Raw genomic sequence first — 19,482 nt, forward strand, 5'->3', positions numbered from 1 at the left:
TTGATTCTCTCATTGTAACGGAAAATACAATTTGATGCACCGTCAAAAATAGAGGACAGCCTTATAGTAGACTGCCCCCTCATGCTCTACGTCTTTTCATTTCCTGCAATACTTCTTCCGCTTTTTGTTCATAAGATAAATCTTTAAAGAAATCCGCCAGTCTTTTATAGTCATTATACGTATCTAATAAGTCATCCATCTTTTCTACTTTCATCACTTGTTGTTTTTGCTTCATTTTTACTGGATAACGATAGCCCGATACTTCTTGTATTTTGTAATACTCATCCTCTACTTGAATGACCTTTACAAGTTCCTCTTCTTCCGCATCCATCGTATACCCATCAAAATCTCTAAGCAATTCATAAATGATATGAGTCCATTCATCTTTTGGATAAAATCCTTTTTCTAACCGATAACCGACAATGCGATACATATGCCCATCGTTTTCTGCAAACTGTACTGTATCATTTAACTTAAACTTAAAATAACGAAACATTGCCTTCACCTACTTAATATGTAATGTTCTTATCACATACTATTTGCAAAATGTAGGTCTTGCTATTCATAAAAAATACTCATCTTATAGATGAGTATTTTTTATGATGATTTTTCTTTTTTCTTTCGAAATGGTAACCACCAGTTCCAGTCTCCAAACAATTTCATTAAACTTGGTACGAGCATAAGACGAATAATTGTTGCATCAAGGAATATCGCTAATGCAACACCAAGCCCCATTTGCCGTACTGGTAAAATATCAGTAAAGGCGAACGCACCGGTAACAACTATCATAATTAATGCGGCGGACGTAATAATTCTACTTGTTGACACAAGTCCTTCTAACGTTGCTTGATCATTATCTCCTGTTTCTTCATACAGTTCATGAATACGCGAAATAAGAAAGACTTCATAATCCATGCTAAGCCCAAAGACGAGGCCGAAAATGAAGATTGGTAAGACAAATAGAACTGGACTCGCTTCTAAACCAAAATGTCCACCTTCAAATAACCAAACAACAATTCCAATTGTTGCGCTTAAACTAAGTATATTCATAATAATCGCCTTAATCGGAATGAGTATAGATCGAAATGCAAATAATAATATAACGAAGGTCGATCCAAATATAACAGACATACCAATCGCAACTTTATCTTTAATTTCATCTTCTAACTCTTGTTGGAACGTCGTCATTCCGCCTAGATAATACGTAACATTCATTTCTTTATAGTTTTGTTTAAAATCACGAACCCACTGTTTAGCAGTTTCAGTACGCGGTTTCGTTTTCAAGAAGATTTCTATCGTAGTCTTATTCTCTTTCGTATATGCTTCAAATACAGGAGCTAGTTTCGCTGCTTCTGGCGACTCTAATAATCCAGCAACTTGATCTGCTTTCATACCAATTAACCCGTCGTATATGCTTCTTACTTCATATACTTTCTTATCATCTTTTAACTTTTGAACGACTTCTTCTACCTTTTGTAAACTTTCTTTTTCTTTCATATCTTTTTTCGTCTCTACCACTAATGTAACATCAGCATGTGTTTTTGCAGTTTCATTAAATGCTTCTTCGTATTTTTCATATGCAATTCTTGTATCACTTTGTTTAGGTAGAGCTTCCACGTCAGGGAACTGCAAATTAGCTGTACGTAATGGTAATAAGCAAATAACAATAAATGTTGTAACAACAATAATCATCGCAATTGGATGTTTCATTACAAATTGTGCAAATTTACGCCACGCCTTTGCCGGCCTATGTGCTACTTGATTCTTTTTTAATATTCGTTTACCAATTAATGATAATAGCGCTGGTAGAAGTGTGAGTGAAAATAAAATACTCATAATCACAACAATCATTCCGCTAATTGCGACAGACTGAATATAATCAATCTTAAAGAAAAACAAGCCGGATAATCCAACAAATACACATAATCCTGAAAATACGATCGCGCGCCCCGCTGTCTGATATGTAATTGCAATCGCTTCTTTTACCGTTCGCTTTGCAACTTCCTCTCGAAAGCGATTTACAAATAATAGTGCAAAATCAATAGATAGCGCAAGTCCGATCATCGGTGCAACATTTAGCACAAAGATAGATAGTTCTTTATCGCTACCTATAAAGTATAATATGCCCATCGTACTAATAACACTAAGTGCCCCATTTACAATTGGTAAAATAGATGCCAAAAGGCTACCAAATGAAAATAGTAATACGAGGAATGCAATCGGTAACCCAATCATCTCTGCTACTTTTAAATCATTTTGCGTTCTTTCATTAATCTCTTGATTAATTTTTGGAAACCCTGTAGGTGTTACTTTTAATGCTGCATTACTTTCCTTTTCGATTTTATCAGCAAATTGTAATGTCGTTTCCATTCGTTCCTTATTTGTTTTCCCGGAAAATAAAATTGTCGCATAGCCGATATCATCTTGTAACATTTCTTTATTTTGCACTGGATGATGGAAAGATTCATATGTCTCTTTCTCTTGTACACCTTTTACAATTCCCTCTACTTGCTTTTGAAATTCCTCATGTGAAACACCCTTATTTTTTTCAAAAACGAGTAGGAGCGTATCTTGAGACCGCTTAAAATCTTTATCTAAAATTTCTTTCGTTTTTTGATAGTCCCCTTCTGTTTGAAAGCCATCGCCACCTAATACTCCCGGTAGCTTTGGAGCAAAAATACCAAGTGCTATCGCAACCAATAATAATGCTACAATTACTGTATAACGAAACTGATACAAAAACGCTCCTAACTTTCCCCACTTATCTACTTTATGTACATTTGTTTTCACACATTTTCACCTACTTTACATAATTCAATTGTCACTTATACTGTATCACATCTTCATGCAAACAAAAAACGTCTGGAAACACTATAATGATAGTTTTTCCAGACGTTTTTTATCTTTCTTTATTAAGCCCCAATCTCTCGGTAAGTAAACGATGGCAATAAATCGCCATAAGTAACAAAATCCCCCCTACGCAATAACCTGCTAAAATATCAGTTGGGTAATGTACATTTAAAATAACTCTACTTAATCCAATCGATACAATTACTATTCCTATCAAAATCGTTATAACATATTTCCCAGTCACATTTTTCAAATTTGCCGCAATGATATAAGCAAGAAATCCGAATGTCATAATAGATAACATTGCATGCCCACTAGGGAAACTATACCCAAGCGCATCAAATGCTTCATTTAACGACGGACGCTCCCTTTTCACAATTTCTTTTATCCCTTTATTCACAAGATGTGTTGTTAAAATACCCATTGGATACACGATCATCGCAGCATAATAACGTTTTCTCCAAAAAACAAGTAAACTTATAACGAGCGTAGTTACAATCCCAATGGCAGACCCTAATTTTGTATAGTGTGAGAAAAATGTAAGCGAACCTTCTGTTTGTAATCCTTTTACTAATCCTCGGACATATGTATCCATCACTGTAACGCCACCAGCATGTACTCGCCAAGCAACAATGCTAAAAACAGCAAGTAATAAACCGATACATACTAGCTCATATTGATGTAACTTCTTTTTCAAACGATTTCCTCCTACTACTATGAAAAAATGCGATTTCTACTTTAGAAACCGCATTTTCTTACTTATTTACCTTTTGTTTTTAATTCTGTCCAGTAACGATCATAGTCTTTTAGCTTATCATCTACATCAACAAGCCATTCCGTACGATCTAATTCTTCTTTCGTTAAGAAAATCATATGGTTATCACGATATTCTTTACTATGAAGAGGATGAGCTTTTTCATTAGGATTACTGTATCCAATTGACTCGTAGTTTTTCACACTTACTTTCTCATCTAATAAGTAGTTCATAAACTTTTCTGCAAGCTCTTTATTTTTTGCACCTTTTGGAATTGCTAACGTATCAGCCCAAATTGTGCCGCCTTCTTTTGGTACAACGTACTCTACATCTTTATTATCTTTTGCGATAAATGCTGCATCTCCAGACCAAACTGTTCCGATCCAAGCATCTTCTGTAATGAATTTTTGTTTAATATTATCTGTATCAAATGCTAATAAGTTTGGAAGTAGCTTCTGTAAATCAGTTGCTGCTGTCTTTAACTGTGCATCGTCTTTCGTACTGTTTGAGAATCCATGCTTCTTAAGACCCATTCCTAATACTTCACGAGAATCATTTAATAAAGTTACATGCCCTTTATATTTCTCGTTCCATAGGTCAGCCCAGCTTGTAGGTGCTTCCTTCACATACTTTTTATTGTATGCAATACCTGTTACGCCCCAAGTATATACTAGAGAATACTTATTCTCGGGATCAAACGCAGGTGTTTTGAAATTAGAAACCATATTTTCGATATTCGGGATATTCTTTTTATCTAACGGCGCTAATAAATCCATTTTCGCCATTGTTTTAACCATGTAATCAGACGGCTGAATTAAATCATACTTCGCGCCACCTGCTTGTAATTTCGCAAGCATTTCTTCATTACTTGCGTACTTATCATAGTTAACTTTCACGTTATATTTCTTTTCAAAATCTCTTAGCACTTGCTCATCAAAATTGTCAGCCCAGCTATAAATGTTTAACTCTTCTTTTTTTTCACCACAACCAGCAAGTACACCAGCAACAAGGCTAAAGCTAATTGCCGCGCCGGCTAATCTTTTCATTAATTTCATCGGTTTATTACCCCCTCGTACTTTCTATATCGTTCGTATTATAAAGGAAGGTGTCCTCCAGAGTTTTCTTCACCATCTGCACCTTTGTTACGGAAGATTTCAGATAGAACCATTAATCCTACGATAGCTACAATTAAAATTGTAGAAAGTGCATTAATTTCTGGTGATACTCCGCGCTTAACCATACTGTAAATGTATAATGGCAATGTTGTTGATCCTGGTCCTGATACGAAGAAACTAATTACAAAATCATCAATTGATAATGTGAATGTTAATAATGCGGCTGAAATAACTCCTGGTGCAATTGCTGGGAACGTTACATAACGAAACGTTTGCCACGGCGTTGCTCCTAGATCATTCGCAGCCTCTTCTAAATCACGTCCCATACCAGAAAGGCGTGCTGCTAAAATAACGACAACAAATGAAATACTAAATGTAATGTGTGCAATAATAATTGTTGTTTTACCAAGTTCCATACCTAATTGACTAAATAAAATGAGTAAAGATAATCCCATTAAAATATCAGGAATTAAAATTGGTAAATACACAAGACCATTAATAGCACCTTCATAACGATATTTATAACGATGTAATGCAATTGCGAAAATCACACCAAGAACAGTCGTTACAATCGTCGTTACGACCGCAATCGTCATACTATTTACAAACGCATCAATAACATCTTGTTTTTGAAATAAGTCTGTATACCAATGGAATGTGAATCCTTCCCATTCCGCATTAATGCGAGAATCATTGAAGGAATACACCATTAAAACCATCATTGGAAAATACAAGAACAATAAAATTAACCAAGAATAAGAAACTAAAAACTTCTTCATCTTTGCCTATTCCCCCCCGTTCCCATCATATTTATATACTTTCGTTGCACGATAATATAAGTAAATTAACAGAACAGAGAATAGAACAACAATCATAGATAACGCAGATCCAAACGGCCAATCACGCGCTCCTAAGAATTGATTTTGAATTACGTTTCCGATTAATGCTACTTTCGATCCACCCATAACGTCTGATACAACAAACATTCCGATAGAAGAAACAAACACTAAAATAGAACCCGTAGCAATCCCTGACATCGTCATTGGTACTGTAACATTCCAAAATGCCTTTACTGGTGTTGCCCCTAAATCATAAGCTGCTTCTAGCTTACGCTTATCAAGCTGCTCAATCGCTGCATACACTGGTAAAATCATAAATGGTAATAAAGAATATACCATTCCGAGTATTACAGAAGGTGTATTATATAGTAAATTTAAAGGTTCACTAATAATACCTAGCTTCAATAGCAATGTGTTTACAAGACCTTGTGAACGTAAAATAACAATCCATGCGTATGAACGAACAAGGAAGTTAATCCAAAACGGGATCGTTGCCAATAATAAAAGAATCGAACGATATTTGCGATCAACAATTGTAATTGTATATGCAAATGGATAACCAATCAGTAAACATATTACTGTGGTAATAACCGCAATTTTCACTGTTTCCCATAACGTCCCCATATATAATGGGTCAAATACACGTGCTATGTTTTCTAATGTAAATTGCATTTCCACTGTCCCATATGCTCCGCGCTGCATGAAGGCAAATGCCAATACAAACAGAAGGGGAATTAGGAAGAAGATTAACAGCCACGCGACTGTAGGTAGTGCGAGTAATTTCCCTTTTTTCAATTTAAGGTCACCTCGTCCTCTTGCTCCCAGCCTACGTATACATTATCTCCAATGCTCCACTGCGTTGCTTCTTCAGCAGTTTGATATGCCATTAGTAATTCTGATGTTTTCTCGTCACGTACATACAGCTTTTCCATATTTCCAACAAACTCAATATCTTCAATATGTCCAAGATGGTATTCTTTTAAAATCGGCTCTTCAACCGAACGTACCTTTACGTTTTCAGGGCGAATTGCTACATAGCCTTCCCCGTTTTTCACAATATTATTTTCACCGATAAATGTTGCAACGAACATCGTTTTTGGCTTATTGTAAATTTCTTTCGGCGTTCCGATTTGTTCAATATGTCCTTTATTCATAACGACAATACGATCACTCATGCTCATCGCTTCTTCTTGATCGTGAGTTACATATATGAACGTAATTCCTAAATTACGTTGTAAGTTTTTCAATTCACGTTGCAAGTCTTTTCTTAACTTAAAGTCTAACGCCCCAAGTGGCTCATCTAGTAATAATACACGCGGGTTATTTACAATCGCTCTCGCAATTGCTACACGCTGCTGCTGTCCACCAGAAAGCTTCGCAGGTTTACGATTACGGAACTCAAGTAACTGCGTTAAACGCATTGCCTCTTCAGCACGCTCTTTCTGCTCTGCTGCCGGTACTTTCTGCATTTTCATACCGAAACAAATATTTTTCTCCACATTCATATGTGGGAATAGCGCATAATGTTGGAACACTAAATTCATATGACGCTTGTACGGTGGCAAATCGTTAATCTTTTCATCATCTAATAAAAGATTCCCTTTAGTTGGAGTTTCAAAACCTGCGATCATACGAAGTAACGTCGTTTTCCCGCAACCACTCGGTCCTAAAATTGTTAAAAATTCTCCTTCTTTAATATCTAAAGAAAGAGGTGGGATAATCACTTGATTTCCAAAATGTTTTTCTACTGCTTCAACTTTAATAATCTTTTTCATTTTCCCGTCCTATCTACCTTAAATTTAAATTTTTATATTCATGAATAAATATTTATGTTCTATAGACTATTTTTCGTTTCGATCCAAACAAAAATGATTATTTAACAAGCGTTCGCTTCTATTCTTTATGTAGTATGTTTGATTCATTTTCGCACGATACATAACGTCGAACAGAAAAACCCCTTCCATTGCGAAGGGGCTATTATCATACGGCTACGCCTACTGATAAACACCATCATCATTTTAACAACTTTCGTATGAATTTTAAAGCACTTTTTGTAGAAGAGTAACGAATTTTCATATCAAATGCCGTAGATTGGGCTAAAATGCTTTTATAATGTGAAAAAGTCCGAAAACTTTCTTCCCCATGATAACTCCCTAATCCACTACTACCGACACCCCCAAAAGGTAAATATGGCGTTGCAAGATGATAGACAACATCATTAATACAGCCTCCGCCATATGAAATATTACTCGTCACTTTCTTTTGTACTTCTTTATCTTCAGAAAATACATATAACGCTAATGGCTTTGGATGTTGCTGAATTGTGTCAATTACTTCTTCTATGTTGTCGTACTCTACAATTGGTAAAATCGGACCAAAAATTTCATCTTCCATAACCGCATCTTGCCATGTAATGTTCGTTACTACTGTCGGTTCAATATGTAATGTATCTTTCTTATAGTTCCCGCCAATTACGACTTGACCATCTTGTAAAAATCGACATAATCGTTCAAAATGACGCTCACTCACAATTCGCACGTAATTATCATTATGCAGTGGCTCTTTGCCATACTGCTCCGCAATTTCGTGTCGTAATGCCTCGATTAACTGTTCTTTCACGGAAGCATGCACATACATATAATCCGGGGCTACACACGTTTGCCCTGCATTTAAAAACTTCCCCCACACAATTCGTCTTGCTGTTACATCTATTTTCGCATCTTTATGTACAATACACGGACTTTTTCCGCCAAGTTCTAGCGTAAGTGGCGTCAACTCCTTCGCAGCAGCTTCCATCACAACTTTTCCAACACCGACACTACCTGTAAAGAAAATATAATCAAATGGTTCCTTTAACAATTCCGTACTCTCTTCTACACCGCCTTCTACTACCGCTACAAGCTCTTCTTGGAATAATTCCTCTAACATTCTCGTAAGCACTTTTGAAACGTTTGGCGTTAACTCTGACGGCTTTAAAACAACTGTATTTCCAGCTGCCAACGCTCCTACAAGTGGTGCAATTGCTAATTGAAACGGATAGTTCCAAGGTGCAATAATAAGCGTCACACCGTACGGTTCGGGCACTACTTTCCCCTTTGATCCAAAATGAGTGAGTGCTGTTCGAACTCGCTTTGGTTTACTCCACGATGAAATATACTTCAATTGAAAGGAAATTTCTTTTAATACATACCCAACTTCCGTTGTAAAGGACTCATGAACTGACTTATTTAAATCTAATTTCAACGCCTGAAATATTTCTTCTTCAAAACGCTGAATGCCTTCATAAAGCTTCTTCAAATTATTCTTTCTCACTGCTACACTTCGCGTATGGCCATTATAAAAATATTCCTTTTGTTTATTTACAATAGAAGAAACGCTCATTTATTCACCTTCCCCCACTATTTTTATCCAATTCTTTCATTATTTATATAGACTTCATATATAATAAATTTCTATTCGTAAAGTTACATTATATATAATTTCTTCTTTTATATAAAATTCATTGCTCACAAAAAACTACCGAAAGAAAATCTCTCGGTAGTTTTACTGTATTAACGATATAAGCGAACAGCACCTGCAGAATTATCATCAGCTTGTCCTACTACTTCAAACTTTAGGCCAAGGTTCGGTAAAATACGTCCTGCATCTGGAATCTGTTGATTAATATACGTTTTCGAATCATCAAACTTCGGCACACCTGCTAAGCCATTATACGTATACGTTCCACGCGTTGGAGATACAACTTTCCATGCTGGCGTTTTATCGAATGAGAACGCCGCATCAGCGATTTGGAATCGTGTACTACTGTCAATTGTCGGTTTACCATTTAAAGTTCCTACAATTGCTTCTGGATGAGAGTCAACTACACCAAGGAAACCATGTCCTGGATGTAAACCAACCCAGTTATCTGTATAAGCTGAGTCTGCATACCATACAACCATACCAGAGTTATATTCTGGACCGCGAGCAAATTTCAATGCGCTATCTGATCCAGTATGATTTCTCCACTCTACATAGTAGTTATGTTTTTTCTTCTCAGTTCCGTTAGAAACTGCGAAACCATCTAATTTAAATTGCGGTGTACCTTCTGCATCATCAGAGAATACTACTTTACCATCTACTGTTAATGAAGCATTATCAAGTAGGAAACCGTTTAATGCTAAACCACCATCTGTAATGTACTCAAATGTTAATTTTACTTTCTTACCTTTGAATTGGCTTAAATCATATGATTTATCAACCCATTTTCCATTTGTCGAATCTGCATTTCCACTATTTGCTTTCTCACCAAGTTTTTCAATTAGCGTTTTTTGCCCATCTTCTGTTACAGCATGTACTTCAAGGAAATCATACTCTGCTTCGATTTCATATAACGATTTGAAATCAAATTTCGCATTCGTTGCATTCGTTAAATCGAACAGTGGTGTTTCTAACGTTGTATGAAGATTGTCACCTTTTGTGCTGTAGTAGTACTGCTTACCAAATGCTGGAGCAATCGTTTTTATATCTTTATCAGGTAAGTTCACGCGAATCATACCTGGTCTTGCTGATTTCGTAACACTTTGGTCTAAATATGTTGCTAGACCGATACCTTTATTTAATTTCTCGTAATCTACTTCTACGATATTCGCCCAGTTACCACCAATTGTTTTTTGGAAAAACTCTTTATTTTGTGGTGAGAAACTCGTTGGCGTTGTTCCTGCAATCTTACCAGCCCAGCTTCCGCCACTCATAACAGACCAAGCTTGAATTGGCTCACCATGACCAGTATAGTCTGTATCATACTCATCTGGAAGACCTAAATCATGACCATATTCATGCGCGAATACACCAACTGCGCCATCTTCTGGTTCAATTGTGTAGTCAAATGCCGCTATCTTTCCGCCCCAATATGGAACTTTCGCTTGTGTACCTTCAATTGGGAATGGTTTTGGTCCAACTGTCCAGCGATGTGACCAAATTGCATCGTCACCTAATTTACCACCGCCCGCTTCCTGTCCAACACCTGCATGAATAATCATTAAGTGATCGATTAAACCGTCCGGTTGTTTTTGATTTCCATCACCATTTACATCGTATTGATCGAATTGGTCAAACTCTGATAAATCAATACCGCTATCTACAGCTGCTTTTAATGCATCTTTTACTAAATCACGTGGTCCTTTTGGTCCTTTATTATCATGACCTGTAGCAGCATCTGCACCGTAATCAGCAGCTTTACCAGGAACTGTTAACCATTTTGTAACTGTTCCGTCTACTGTATAACTACCGCCAGATTGCTCTTCATAATATTGTTTAAACGTTTCGATTTTGCTACCATCCTCTAATGCGAATGGCTCATTACCGAATAACATTTTTTCATAATGTTCTTTGTTAAAATCGTCAGTATACATATAACCAGGTTCTTTATCAATATTGTTATGTTTAAAGTCAGCGTACTCTACAAGTAAAACGAGTACTTTATCTTTACGAACTTCACCGTTATATTCTTTTCCCTTTGCTGGAGAAGTTGGTACTTTACCATTTAGACCACCCTTAACTGGGCCTGTCGCTGCAGGTGTTCCTGTTGCTGGTTTGTCTAATTTTTCTTTCGTATCTGCTTTCGCATCTTTTACTTTCTTTAAAAAGTCAGATGCTTCTTTCGTAAGTGGGTCCCCATTTGTTACTTCTTTCCCAGGATTTTCACCCTTTTTGTTCTCTACATATTTTTCGACAGCTTTCTTTGTTTCTTTCTCTGAAGCCTTCGAATCAATTACCCCACGTTTTTTTAGCGCATCTGCTAAACGCTCTTCCGGAATTAAATGATCATCCACTGGGCTCGTAGCTGCCTTATTCACAGGCGTTTCAGCATATGCAGATTGAGTACCAGCTCCGAACGAAAGGCCTAATACAGCTGTCAAAGCAATTGATGATAACACTTTGAACGGTTTCTTGTTCATCCCTTATTTCCTCCCCTAATAAATAATATGTATTACAAATTGAATTTTATTAAAAATTCAATATTTTTTCAATATTTAGTCATATTATGTAATGTTTTTAATATATTTGTAAAAATTCCATAGTTAGCATACGAATATATCACAATTCAACAATGTTTTCTGAAAATATTGAAAATATTTGTCAGAAACTTTATAATTTCCATAGAGGGAATTTAATGGGGATTTTATCTTTGTTTTATCTACAAAATATTTGATAATTCACTACATAAAAATACAAAATCCGATTGCATTATCACGTATTCTGTAGCAGCAGTTATGACCGATAATTAGGGAGGAATTACATTTGTACAAAGATAAGACTGACGCATTGGATCAAGAATGGATTGATTTAATACTTGAAGCTCTAGACGCTGGTATCGCTCTACAAGATATCGAACATTTTTTCCAACGTACGAAACCATCAAGCCAGGCTCAATAGGTTTGTTCTTTTTAGCGAAGTTTATGTTATAATAATGACATCATAAGACGACGACATATTGATAGAAAGGTGCGCAAATATGATTGGAGAACGTATAAAACGCCTGCGTTTACAAAAAGGTATTTCATTAACTGAACTTGCCGAAAAAGCCGGTGTTGCTAAATCTTACATTAGTTCTATAGAACGAAATTTACAAAAAAACCCTTCCATTCAGTTTCTTGAAAAGATCGCAGCAGTTCTACAAATTCCAGTTGACACTCTACTTCATGATGAAACAACAAAGGAAAATCACCTAGACTCCGAATGGACACAACTCGTTAAAGATGCGATGAGCTCCGGCGTCTCCAAAGAACAATTTCGTGAATTTCTTGAATTTACAAAATGGAAGCAAGATCAAAAATAATAAATAGAAAGAAGTGCTTACAATCGGCACTTCTTTTTTCTTTATAAAAAAAAGCGGGGGATACCCGCTTTTTTATTATTTTTCTTCTCCAGCTTCTTGGTTAGCATTGAATGTCCATTCTAAATTCAATGAATCACCTTGGAAGATATTTTGGTCTTTTCCATCATCTACAAATTCAAATTGTACCCATAAATAATCCTCTGTACCAGCTTCTAATCCACCCTTTTCTCCCCATTCAGGAGCAAAGATGTCTTTAGCTAAAAGATCTGGGTCAGTTTTTTGTAAGTCTGCTAAAGTTGTTTCATATACAGGCTCACTTTGTTTATCCCAGTTCCAAAGGAATTTCACTTTAACGTGCTTACCAAAGTCTTCACCAGCATTATCGCCTTTTGCATCTTTCACAGTATACTTTGTCGCTAGTTTAACGTCTTTAATTGTTAATGAACCGCTATTCTTTAATAAGAACTCTTTTTTAACAGAATCCCCTGGTTTTAAATCTTTAATATCTACAAGCGTTTTAGGGTCTAATGTAAGATCTAACGTCCCAGCTGCAAATGTATTGTTCGATACTTCTTTATCGCTAAAGTAAGCGAATGTTCCTCCACCAATTAAAGATAACCCCAATGCTGCTGATGCAACTCCCATACCTAATTTCTTTTTCAGACTCACAATCAATTCCCCCTAGCTGTTTTTTATATTTTTTATTGCTATCTCTTATTTAAAATAAGAGATATAACTAAAGCTATATTAGCTAAGCTAATATTTGTTCTTTTTTAAAAACCTTATGTTCATTATAACGAACATACCTATATAAATACAACACATATTTATTAATATTTTCAGTTATTTTTATTTCTCAATATTATTTTGAAATTTCCGTAAAGTTTTGAGAAATAAAGAAAAATTGTTGTTTTTTTGACCTATCCCCCACTAATTAGTAGCCTTCATCCGTCTAATTCCCTCTAAGTGGCTAAATAAAATAAAAAGGTCACGAAAAATAGGCGAGTGATAGTGCTCTCTCACCTATTTGTTTTATAATCCCTATCTACTTTGAAATATTACCATAATTTACTTGCTATCTTTATTTTTCTGTTCTTCTTGTTTTTTACTTTCTTCTAGCTTTTTCGCTTCTTCTTGTTTCTTCTTCTCTTCTAGTTTTTTCGCCTCTTCTTGTTTCTTCTCTTCTAGTTTTTTCGCTTCTTCTTGTTTCTTACTCTCTTCTAGTTTTTTCGCTTCCTCTTGTTTCTTACTCTCTTCTAGTTTTTTCGCTTCCTCTTGTTTCTTCTTCTCTTCTAATTCCTTTTGTTTCTCAGCCTCACTCACTTGTTTTGCTGTTTCATCTACTAATAACTTCTCAAAATCTTGAATTTGTTTATCAATCACCTGTAAATTAACTTCTTTATCAACATACTCACAGTTTTCTTTCACTATATGAAAACCAGCATTCACATACGAGAATACTTGCTTATTCGATTCAGTTGCATTTCCTTTTAACTCTTCTTGTACTTGATTATAAGGTTCTTCTATTGATTTATATACTTTTTGTAACGCTTCTCTCTCAGCAACTATTTTCTCACGCCCTTGCTTCCATGTAACAAGCGCCTGTTCTAACTCTTGAGTGGAGGTAGCAGTTTCTTTTGATTTCATCCCTTCATACTCATGCAAAATGACTTCCTTATGCTGCTTAGCTTGTTCTATTAATTGATCAACTGTTTTTGGAAAAATACTTGCTGTAGAAATAGTGGCCTCTACTTTCGTTTCATGAATGAAAGCTGCTTCTGTATAAGTCATCATTTGAGAGCCTAAATAAAAAGTAATAGAACACAAACATGGCAATATAAGCATCTTTTTGAATTTACGAGGTTGCTTCAGCATTTTAATCTCTCCTATCGAACAACTCGTTCTTTATCAAGAACTATATCTTTATTATAATAAAGTGAATTACAAAATGATATAAAAATTATGTTTCTTTTTACATTTCACTTTTAGCAGGAAAAGAGACTATCACTTTTGATAGTCTCTTTTTGTTGTCCTTATTATTTTGTTTCACCATCGCCTTGCTGTGCATCAAACGTCCAAGTTAATTGTAACTTATCGCCTTGGAATTCATTTTGATCTTTTTTATTATCAACGAATTCAAATTTCACTTTGAATTTATCAGATTTACCTGCTGAAATACCTTTTTCATCCCAGAACCAAGCAGCTAAATCGTTATTTACCGCAGTAAGTGTGTCACCCTTCAATTTATCTAGCGTTGTTTCTTTTACGATTGTTTCATGCTTGTCTACATTTTTTAAGAATGTTACTTTAATATGTTTACCAAAATCATCTTTATTATCTTTCTTCACATCTTCTACATTGTAATCTGTTTTTAGTAGTACTTTTTTAATATCTAATGTCCCTTTATTTTCTAATTTAAATTCTTTTTCAACTGTATCACCAGGCTTTAAATTCGATACATTAACAACTGTTGATGGATTTAACGCTAAATCAAGCGTACCAGTCGCAAATGTATTATTTGACACTTCTTTATCGCTGAAAAATGCAAATGTTCCTCCGCCAACTAATGCAGCCCCTAATACTGCTGATGCGATACCCATTCCTAATTTTTTCTTTAAAGTCATGTCCATATCCCCTTAATCTATATATTTGTCAACTTCCTAACCGGAAAGTATAACCAAACGAACTAGACGGATTGTTCTACTTTTTTCTCTTTCTTTTCTCCATCTATGCTACGAATAGCACTAAAAATAGAAATCGCGGAATAGCCTAGTAAAAAGACTCCTGGAATAATAAGAAGCAAAGCAGCTCCAGCTTTTGAATTTGCATAGTTTAATGCATACCCTGCATAAGGAACTGTAATATCTGCATATTTCCCAATGACATTCTCCGCAAGCACTGGTTCTAAATCAGGGCCGTTGTTGTTATCCCCTTTTGTTTCATACATTACTTTTCCATTTGTATCTTTCACACCAATAATACGGTGAGTGATAATTTTTTCATCTTTCTCTTTAAAGGTAATAACATCACCTTTTTGATATTTAGAACCATCTTTCTTCGGCTCTATCGCAATGATTGATCCTGTTAAAAATGTTGGTTCCATCGATCCTGAAAGAACGCTCTTAAATTGATATCCCATCACAGTTGGATCACCACCGCTCGCTTTTGAAGAAATAACTACAAAAGCTAAGCAAACCATCAACGCAAATAAAACAAATGAGATAACGTTGCTAATCACCTTCCAAATTAATTTCATCGTTTCTCTTCCTCTCCGTTGTTTTATATTATTTGAAGTATGCAATATTCATTTACGTTCTTTAACAAGAACACAAATAAATAATATAACGAACGAAACGGAAATGCAATAAGAAAATTTACAATTATTAGTTAATTTTAATGTAAAAAAAGACTGTGACAAAGTCTCTTCACAGCCCTTTAAACTAGTAATTTATTTTTCTTCTGATTTTATTCCTTTTGTATTTCGGCGTAGCACTACAAATAAAATGGCTCCAAATAATATGGCAGCACCTATCCCAATGCTTATTATTTTCACGTTTGATTCGTTTACTTCAGGCTCGACCGTATCTTTTTTAGGCAGCGCAAAAGTAACATCTTCTTTAGAAAGAACATTTACCGTCGCAATTGTTTGATTATTCTTCGTAATATCAACTGCCCCAACTACCTCACCACGATGAATTCCTTTATGATACAAAGAATCTTTATCTAATGAAGCCGCACGGAAGGTCGTTCTCACATTTTTCCCTTCATCTTTCTTAAGCATCAGTTCTGCACTTTGTTCAAGCTCGCTATCAATATCTTTATTTAAATACGTTGTCTTTTGATGCCAACTATGTTTATCTAGTACAGTTTGCTTCACAAATTGACCAAAAGAATATTCCGCCATCTGCTTCAAGTCTTCATAAATTTCAGGTCTTTGAGAAGCCATTACTACATTTATAATACGATTTCCATCCTTCTCATTTAATAGAACGAGCGTATTGCGCGCTTCATTTGTAAAACCCGTCTTACCGCCAATACTATATGGATTTTCAAAATAAGTAGATTTATTAAAAATAGACACCGTCTGTCTAGATGTCGTAACTGTCGTTCTTTTCGTATTCATCGCTTGTAAAATTTCAGGATACTTTTGCACACCTCTCGTAATCATAGCCATATCAAATGGAGTTGTATAATGATTCGGATCATGTAATCCATTTGGTGTTACAAAATGACTATCTGTCGCCCCTAGTTGTTTCGCTTTTTCATTCATCATATTAGCGAAATTCTCCACACTTCCACCAATCCGCTCCGCAATCGCATACGACACATCATTTGCACTTAACACCATTAAAATCATAAGCGCAGTATTTCTATTTATTGTCTCACCAGGTTGAAACTCAATTTGATAATTACTCTTCTCCTGATCTAATGCTAATTGTGAAAATGTAAACTGATCTTCTGGATTCGTATGCTCCATAAGTAAAATCGCCGTTAACACTTTCGTCATGCTAGCAGGAAATGCACGATGATGTGCGTTTTTGTCATACAAAACATCTCCGGTTTTCGCATCAATCGTAGTTGCAAACTGACTAAAAACATTTGGCCCTTCCTTAGGTGGTGGTGCCACTTGTTCTGGACTCACTCCAACATTCGTCTCAGCACGTAACGTCATAGGTGTCAAAAAAAACAAACAAATAACGGTAATAAAAACCAAAATTTTCTTAAAATTAACCATATGACTCTCCCTTTTCACTATACTCTCACAGTTTAAAAATTGAATCTACCAATCTATATGTAATTTGTATTAAATTGGAAGAACATTCACTGTTTTTTACTATATCATACTTTTACGATGAAGAACATAAATATACAATAAAAAATAAGAAAGAATTATTCTTTCTTATCCTTCTCATCAATCAATGAATCTATTAAATTTTGACTAGCTTCCTCAGGTGTAATCTCATCTGTCATCCCCATAAACGACCAACCTTTAGAATCGACCCACTCAACAAACTCTTGTAAAAACTCATCATGTGTAACATCCACATCAAGAATCGAGCCATTAATTGAAATCGTTCTATTTCTAGATACGCGCATCTTGAACGTTTTCCTTACCATTACAATAATTCTCCCTCTACTTCTGAATATTTATGAAATAATCTTGTATCTCTGTTATACATGATTTTAAGTAAATTGTAAAAAGGATATATTGGCCAATTTGGATATTAAACATAGAAATCTCTTATCCTACATAAACCTCGTACGATATACAAATGGTCATAGTATTCAACAATTAGACCATTTAGATGAATAAAAATTATGGTCTTTTGGAAGATATCACGCAAAATAGTATAATTTGAATAAGAGCACTAAGGCAGCTCCATTTAGATGAACTTTTACGTTGTAGACTTAGAGAATGATGCGGAAATTACTATTTGGTTCCTATTTCTGTACATAATATTGCTGGAAAGAAGGTAGTACTGTGAAAACAACAGAAAATTTTACTGACAAGGCAGATATATATGCGAAATATCGCCCTAGTTATCCTAAAGAATATATTGATTATTTGCTTTCGGCTAACGAACTGAATAAGAATCAGATTGTCGCCGATATTGGTTCAGGTACGGGGATATTTAGCCACCAGCTGCTTGAAAGTGGTTTACATGTCATTGGAGTTGAGCCAAATGATGACATGAGACAAATGGCAGAGCAATCGTTAAGCCAATATTCTCATTTTCAATCAATAAAAGCAACTGCCGAACATACCACTTTAAAAGAAAATAGTGTAGATTTAGTAACTGTTGCTCAAGCATTTCATTGGTTTGATAAAGAAGCTTTCAAAATCGAATGCCAACGGATTTTGAAACAAAAAGCACATGTTGCTCTTGTTTGGAATAGTAGAGATGTAACTAGCCCAATTATTAAAGAGAATGCAGAAATTTGCCAGAAGACCTGCCCGAATTTCAAAGGATTTAGCGGTGGAATCGAGGAAACGCCAGAAATTTTTAACAGCTTTTTTAAAGATGGAAAGTACGAGTTTAAAGAATATCAAAATGATTTACTTTTTGATTATGAAGGTTTTCTGGGAAGGAATTTATCAGCGTCCTATGCTCCGAAAGAAAATGACGGAGAGTATAAAAACTTTGTTCTTCTCCTATCAGAGTTATTCGAAAAATACAGTAAGAGCGGAAAAATTGTTCTCCCAAACTTAACGCGAAGTTATCTGGGCAATGTGTAAACAGCTGGACATAAAGTGAAACTTTAATTAGTCCTCGCCAATCGGGCACGATCATTGAATAAACCTTAGCTTTATTGGTATATGTTGAGTACAATGAAGTACACTGTATCGAAAATTAAAACAAGCATACTCCCGTCCTAAATTCAGACCGGGGGGTATGCTTGTTTTAAGTGATAGAGCTTTATTATCTTTTTACAAAAAACTCACATTTTATCACATCAAATACACTTGACTTTAGTACAATTAAATGGAATATATTAGAAAACATTTAAAACAGAGGAGGAACTTCATGGCGCGTTGTACATATTGTAAAACGAAATGGAAAGTAAAAGATGTATGGTCGATACTCGTGACATTTGAAAAAGATTGTCCGTATTGTTTCGGAAGGCAATATTTATCAAAGAAAACTGTGAACGCTATGCCAGAATTTTTAAGCTTACCTTTACACTTCTTATTCCCTTTTCTTATTGATTTAAGTGATGAAGGTCCTTTAGATTGGTATCGAAAAAAATAATATAACCGCTTTATTTGAACCCACTTTTAATTAAACTTTCTACTTATATATTCCTTAATACACTACTAATGTGATTCCAAATACTTTCCTTTCAAAAGATTAATATAAAAATATTGTAAAATTTCAGTTAATTATATATAATTACTTTAGCCTAAACATAAAAGATGCTGTTACATAAGCATTTTTGAAGATCCCGTAGCTCAGCAGGGAGAGCGCCACCTTGACAGGGTGGAGGTCGTGAGTTCGAGCCTCTCCGGGGTCATATTTGTAGAAACCGTGTCAAATCAACATTTGATGCGGTTTTTATTTGTTTACTTTCATACTCTATAAAGTCAGTGGTCACAGAATTGGT

19 protein-coding genes and 1 tRNA gene are annotated in these 19,482 nt (G+C 35.2%); 5 read left to right on the forward strand and 15 right to left on the reverse strand.

The window, feature by feature from the left end; genetic code table 11:
- Positions 1 to 79: 79 nt before the first annotated feature.
- From DN390_RS12030 to inhA1, 9 genes are all read right to left on the reverse strand, one after another.
- A complete protein-coding gene (locus tag DN390_RS12030; RefSeq protein ID WP_060630031.1) occupies positions 80 to 496 on the reverse strand; it encodes a hypothetical protein in 417 nt (138 codons plus the stop codon).
- A gap of 101 nt (positions 497 to 597) precedes the next feature.
- On the reverse strand, positions 598 to 2,790 hold the full coding sequence (locus tag DN390_RS12035; protein WP_147807421.1) for an MMPL family transporter: 2,193 nt from the start codon (positions 2,788 to 2,790) through the stop codon (positions 598 to 600).
- 109 nt (positions 2,791 to 2,899) lie between these two features.
- Complete coding sequence (locus tag DN390_RS12040) at positions 2,900 to 3,547, reverse strand: phosphatase PAP2 family protein (RefSeq protein WP_097949622.1); 648 nt, start codon at positions 3,545 to 3,547, stop codon at positions 2,900 to 2,902.
- Between the two features lie 62 nt (positions 3,548 to 3,609).
- A complete protein-coding gene (gene potD, locus DN390_RS12045; RefSeq protein WP_000772504.1) occupies positions 3,610 to 4,659 on the reverse strand; it encodes a spermidine/putrescine ABC transporter substrate-binding protein PotD in 1,050 nt (349 codons plus the stop codon).
- Positions 4,660 to 4,697: 38 nt separating this feature from the next.
- The gene (gene potC, locus DN390_RS12050) at positions 4,698 to 5,498 is read right to left on the reverse strand and encodes a spermidine/putrescine ABC transporter permease PotC (RefSeq protein ID WP_000714205.1); all 801 of its coding nucleotides are present in this window, start codon (positions 5,496 to 5,498) and stop codon (positions 4,698 to 4,700) included.
- A gap of 6 nt (positions 5,499 to 5,504) precedes the next feature.
- A complete protein-coding gene (potB, locus tag DN390_RS12055) occupies positions 5,505 to 6,353 on the reverse strand; it encodes a spermidine/putrescine ABC transporter permease PotB (protein ID WP_000715494.1) in 849 nt (282 codons plus the stop codon).
- Positions 6,350 to 7,333 (reverse strand): spermidine/putrescine ABC transporter ATP-binding protein PotA, encoded by a 984-nt coding sequence (potA, locus tag DN390_RS12060; RefSeq protein ID WP_060630027.1) that lies wholly within the window; start codon positions 7,331 to 7,333, stop codon positions 6,350 to 6,352. Before potA ends, potB begins: the two co-directional genes overlap by 4 nt.
- A 238-nt stretch (positions 7,334 to 7,571) precedes the next feature.
- The gene (locus DN390_RS12065) at positions 7,572 to 8,939 is read right to left on the reverse strand and encodes an aldehyde dehydrogenase (protein ID WP_147807422.1); all 1,368 of its coding nucleotides are present in this window, start codon (positions 8,937 to 8,939) and stop codon (positions 7,572 to 7,574) included.
- A gap of 170 nt (positions 8,940 to 9,109) precedes the next feature.
- On the reverse strand, positions 9,110 to 11,497 hold the full coding sequence (gene inhA1 / locus DN390_RS12070) for a M6 family metalloprotease immune inhibitor InhA1 (protein ID WP_097949618.1): 2,388 nt from the start codon (positions 11,495 to 11,497) through the stop codon (positions 9,110 to 9,112).
- A gap of 343 nt (positions 11,498 to 11,840) precedes the next feature.
- Between inhA1 and DN390_RS12075 the strand changes: the two genes are divergently transcribed.
- Both DN390_RS12075 and DN390_RS12080 read left to right on the forward strand, forming a co-directional pair.
- A complete protein-coding gene (locus DN390_RS12075; protein ID WP_060630024.1) occupies positions 11,841 to 11,975 on the forward strand; it encodes an anti-repressor SinI family protein in 135 nt (44 codons plus the stop codon).
- Positions 11,976 to 12,054: 79 nt separating this feature from the next.
- Positions 12,055 to 12,378 carry a helix-turn-helix domain-containing protein gene (locus tag DN390_RS12080; RefSeq protein ID WP_000578882.1) on the forward strand — a complete coding sequence of 108 codons (324 nt, stop codon included), beginning with the start codon at positions 12,055 to 12,057 and terminating at the stop codon, positions 12,376 to 12,378.
- Between the two features lie 75 nt (positions 12,379 to 12,453).
- On the opposite strand, the gene calY is transcribed toward DN390_RS12080, so the two are convergent.
- From calY to DN390_RS12110, 6 genes are all read right to left on the reverse strand, one after another.
- The gene (gene calY, locus DN390_RS12085) at positions 12,454 to 13,047 is read right to left on the reverse strand and encodes a biofilm matrix protein CalY (RefSeq protein WP_000053730.1); all 594 of its coding nucleotides are present in this window, start codon (positions 13,045 to 13,047) and stop codon (positions 12,454 to 12,456) included.
- A gap of 399 nt (positions 13,048 to 13,446) precedes the next feature.
- Complete coding sequence (locus tag DN390_RS12090) at positions 13,447 to 14,253, reverse strand: DUF4047 domain-containing protein (RefSeq protein ID WP_098535495.1); 807 nt, start codon at positions 14,251 to 14,253, stop codon at positions 13,447 to 13,449.
- A 161-nt stretch (positions 14,254 to 14,414) separates the two neighbouring features.
- The gene (locus DN390_RS12095) at positions 14,415 to 15,002 is read right to left on the reverse strand and encodes a CalY family protein (protein ID WP_000172840.1); all 588 of its coding nucleotides are present in this window, start codon (positions 15,000 to 15,002) and stop codon (positions 14,415 to 14,417) included.
- A 62-nt stretch (positions 15,003 to 15,064) separates the two neighbouring features.
- Entirely contained in the window at positions 15,065 to 15,634 is a 570-nt protein-coding gene (gene sipW, locus DN390_RS12100) for a signal peptidase I SipW (RefSeq protein WP_063224542.1), read from the reverse strand.
- A 192-nt stretch (positions 15,635 to 15,826) separates the two neighbouring features.
- Positions 15,827 to 17,113 carry a D-alanyl-D-alanine carboxypeptidase family protein gene (locus DN390_RS12105; RefSeq protein WP_147807423.1) on the reverse strand — a complete coding sequence of 429 codons (1,287 nt, stop codon included), beginning with the start codon at positions 17,111 to 17,113 and terminating at the stop codon, positions 15,827 to 15,829.
- Positions 17,114 to 17,268: 155 nt separating this feature from the next.
- Positions 17,269 to 17,496 carry a hypothetical protein gene (locus DN390_RS12110; RefSeq protein WP_000251865.1) on the reverse strand — a complete coding sequence of 76 codons (228 nt, stop codon included), beginning with the start codon at positions 17,494 to 17,496 and terminating at the stop codon, positions 17,269 to 17,271.
- A 364-nt stretch (positions 17,497 to 17,860) separates the two neighbouring features.
- Here DN390_RS12110 and DN390_RS12115 point away from each other — a divergent pair, with 364 nt between their 5' ends.
- From DN390_RS12115 to DN390_RS12125, 3 genes are all read left to right on the forward strand, one after another.
- The gene (locus DN390_RS12115) at positions 17,861 to 18,616 is read left to right on the forward strand and encodes a class I SAM-dependent methyltransferase (protein WP_147807424.1); all 756 of its coding nucleotides are present in this window, start codon (positions 17,861 to 17,863) and stop codon (positions 18,614 to 18,616) included.
- Between the two features lie 289 nt (positions 18,617 to 18,905).
- Positions 18,906 to 19,130, forward strand: a complete 225-nt coding sequence (locus DN390_RS12120) for a hypothetical protein (protein ID WP_098951794.1) — start codon at positions 18,906 to 18,908, stop codon at positions 19,128 to 19,130.
- Positions 19,131 to 19,319: 189 nt separating this feature from the next.
- Positions 19,320 to 19,392 (forward strand) — tRNA-Val (locus DN390_RS12125).
- The last annotated feature ends 90 nt before the right edge of the window (positions 19,393 to 19,482 follow it).

This window comes from Bacillus sp. SH7-1, from assembly GCF_008042405.1.
Classification (GTDB): domain Bacteria; phylum Bacillota; class Bacilli; order Bacillales; family Bacillaceae_G; genus Bacillus_A; species Bacillus_A thuringiensis_N.

What these genes read in the sequence shown, in the direction of transcription:
- DN390_RS12030 (WP_060630031.1), bottom strand. Translation starts at nt 496, where the DNA reads ATGTTTCGTTATTTTAAGTTTAAGTTAAATGATACAGTACAGTTTGCA.
- potD (WP_000772504.1), bottom strand. Translation starts at nt 4,659, where the DNA reads ATGAAATTAATGAAAAGATTAGCCGGCGCGGCAATTAGCTTTAGCCTT.
- potC (WP_000714205.1), bottom strand. Translation starts at nt 5,498, where the DNA reads ATGAAGAAGTTTTTAGTTTCTTATTCTTGGTTAATTTTATTGTTCTTG.
- potA (WP_060630027.1), bottom strand. Translation starts at nt 7,333, where the DNA reads ATGAAAAAGATTATTAAAGTTGAAGCAGTAGAAAAACATTTTGGAAAT.
- DN390_RS12065 (WP_147807422.1), bottom strand. Translation starts at nt 8,939, where the DNA reads ATGAGCGTTTCTTCTATTGTAAATAAACAAAAGGAATATTTTTATAAT.
- inhA1 (WP_097949618.1), bottom strand. Translation starts at nt 11,497, where the DNA reads ATGAACAAGAAACCGTTCAAAGTGTTATCATCAATTGCTTTGACAGCT.
- DN390_RS12080 (WP_000578882.1), top strand. Translation starts at nt 12,055, where the DNA reads ATGATTGGAGAACGTATAAAACGCCTGCGTTTACAAAAAGGTATTTCA.
- DN390_RS12090 (WP_098535495.1), bottom strand. Translation starts at nt 14,253, where the DNA reads ATGCTGAAGCAACCTCGTAAATTCAAAAAGATGCTTATATTGCCATGT.
- DN390_RS12095 (WP_000172840.1), bottom strand. Translation starts at nt 15,002, where the DNA reads ATGACTTTAAAGAAAAAATTAGGAATGGGTATCGCATCAGCAGTATTA.
- sipW (WP_063224542.1), bottom strand. Translation starts at nt 15,634, where the DNA reads ATGAAATTAATTTGGAAGGTGATTAGCAACGTTATCTCATTTGTTTTA.
- DN390_RS12105 (WP_147807423.1), bottom strand. Translation starts at nt 17,113, where the DNA reads ATGGTTAATTTTAAGAAAATTTTGGTTTTTATTACCGTTATTTGTTTG.
- DN390_RS12110 (WP_000251865.1), bottom strand. Translation starts at nt 17,496, where the DNA reads ATGGTAAGGAAAACGTTCAAGATGCGCGTATCTAGAAATAGAACGATT.
- DN390_RS12120 (WP_098951794.1), top strand. Translation starts at nt 18,906, where the DNA reads ATGGCGCGTTGTACATATTGTAAAACGAAATGGAAAGTAAAAGATGTA.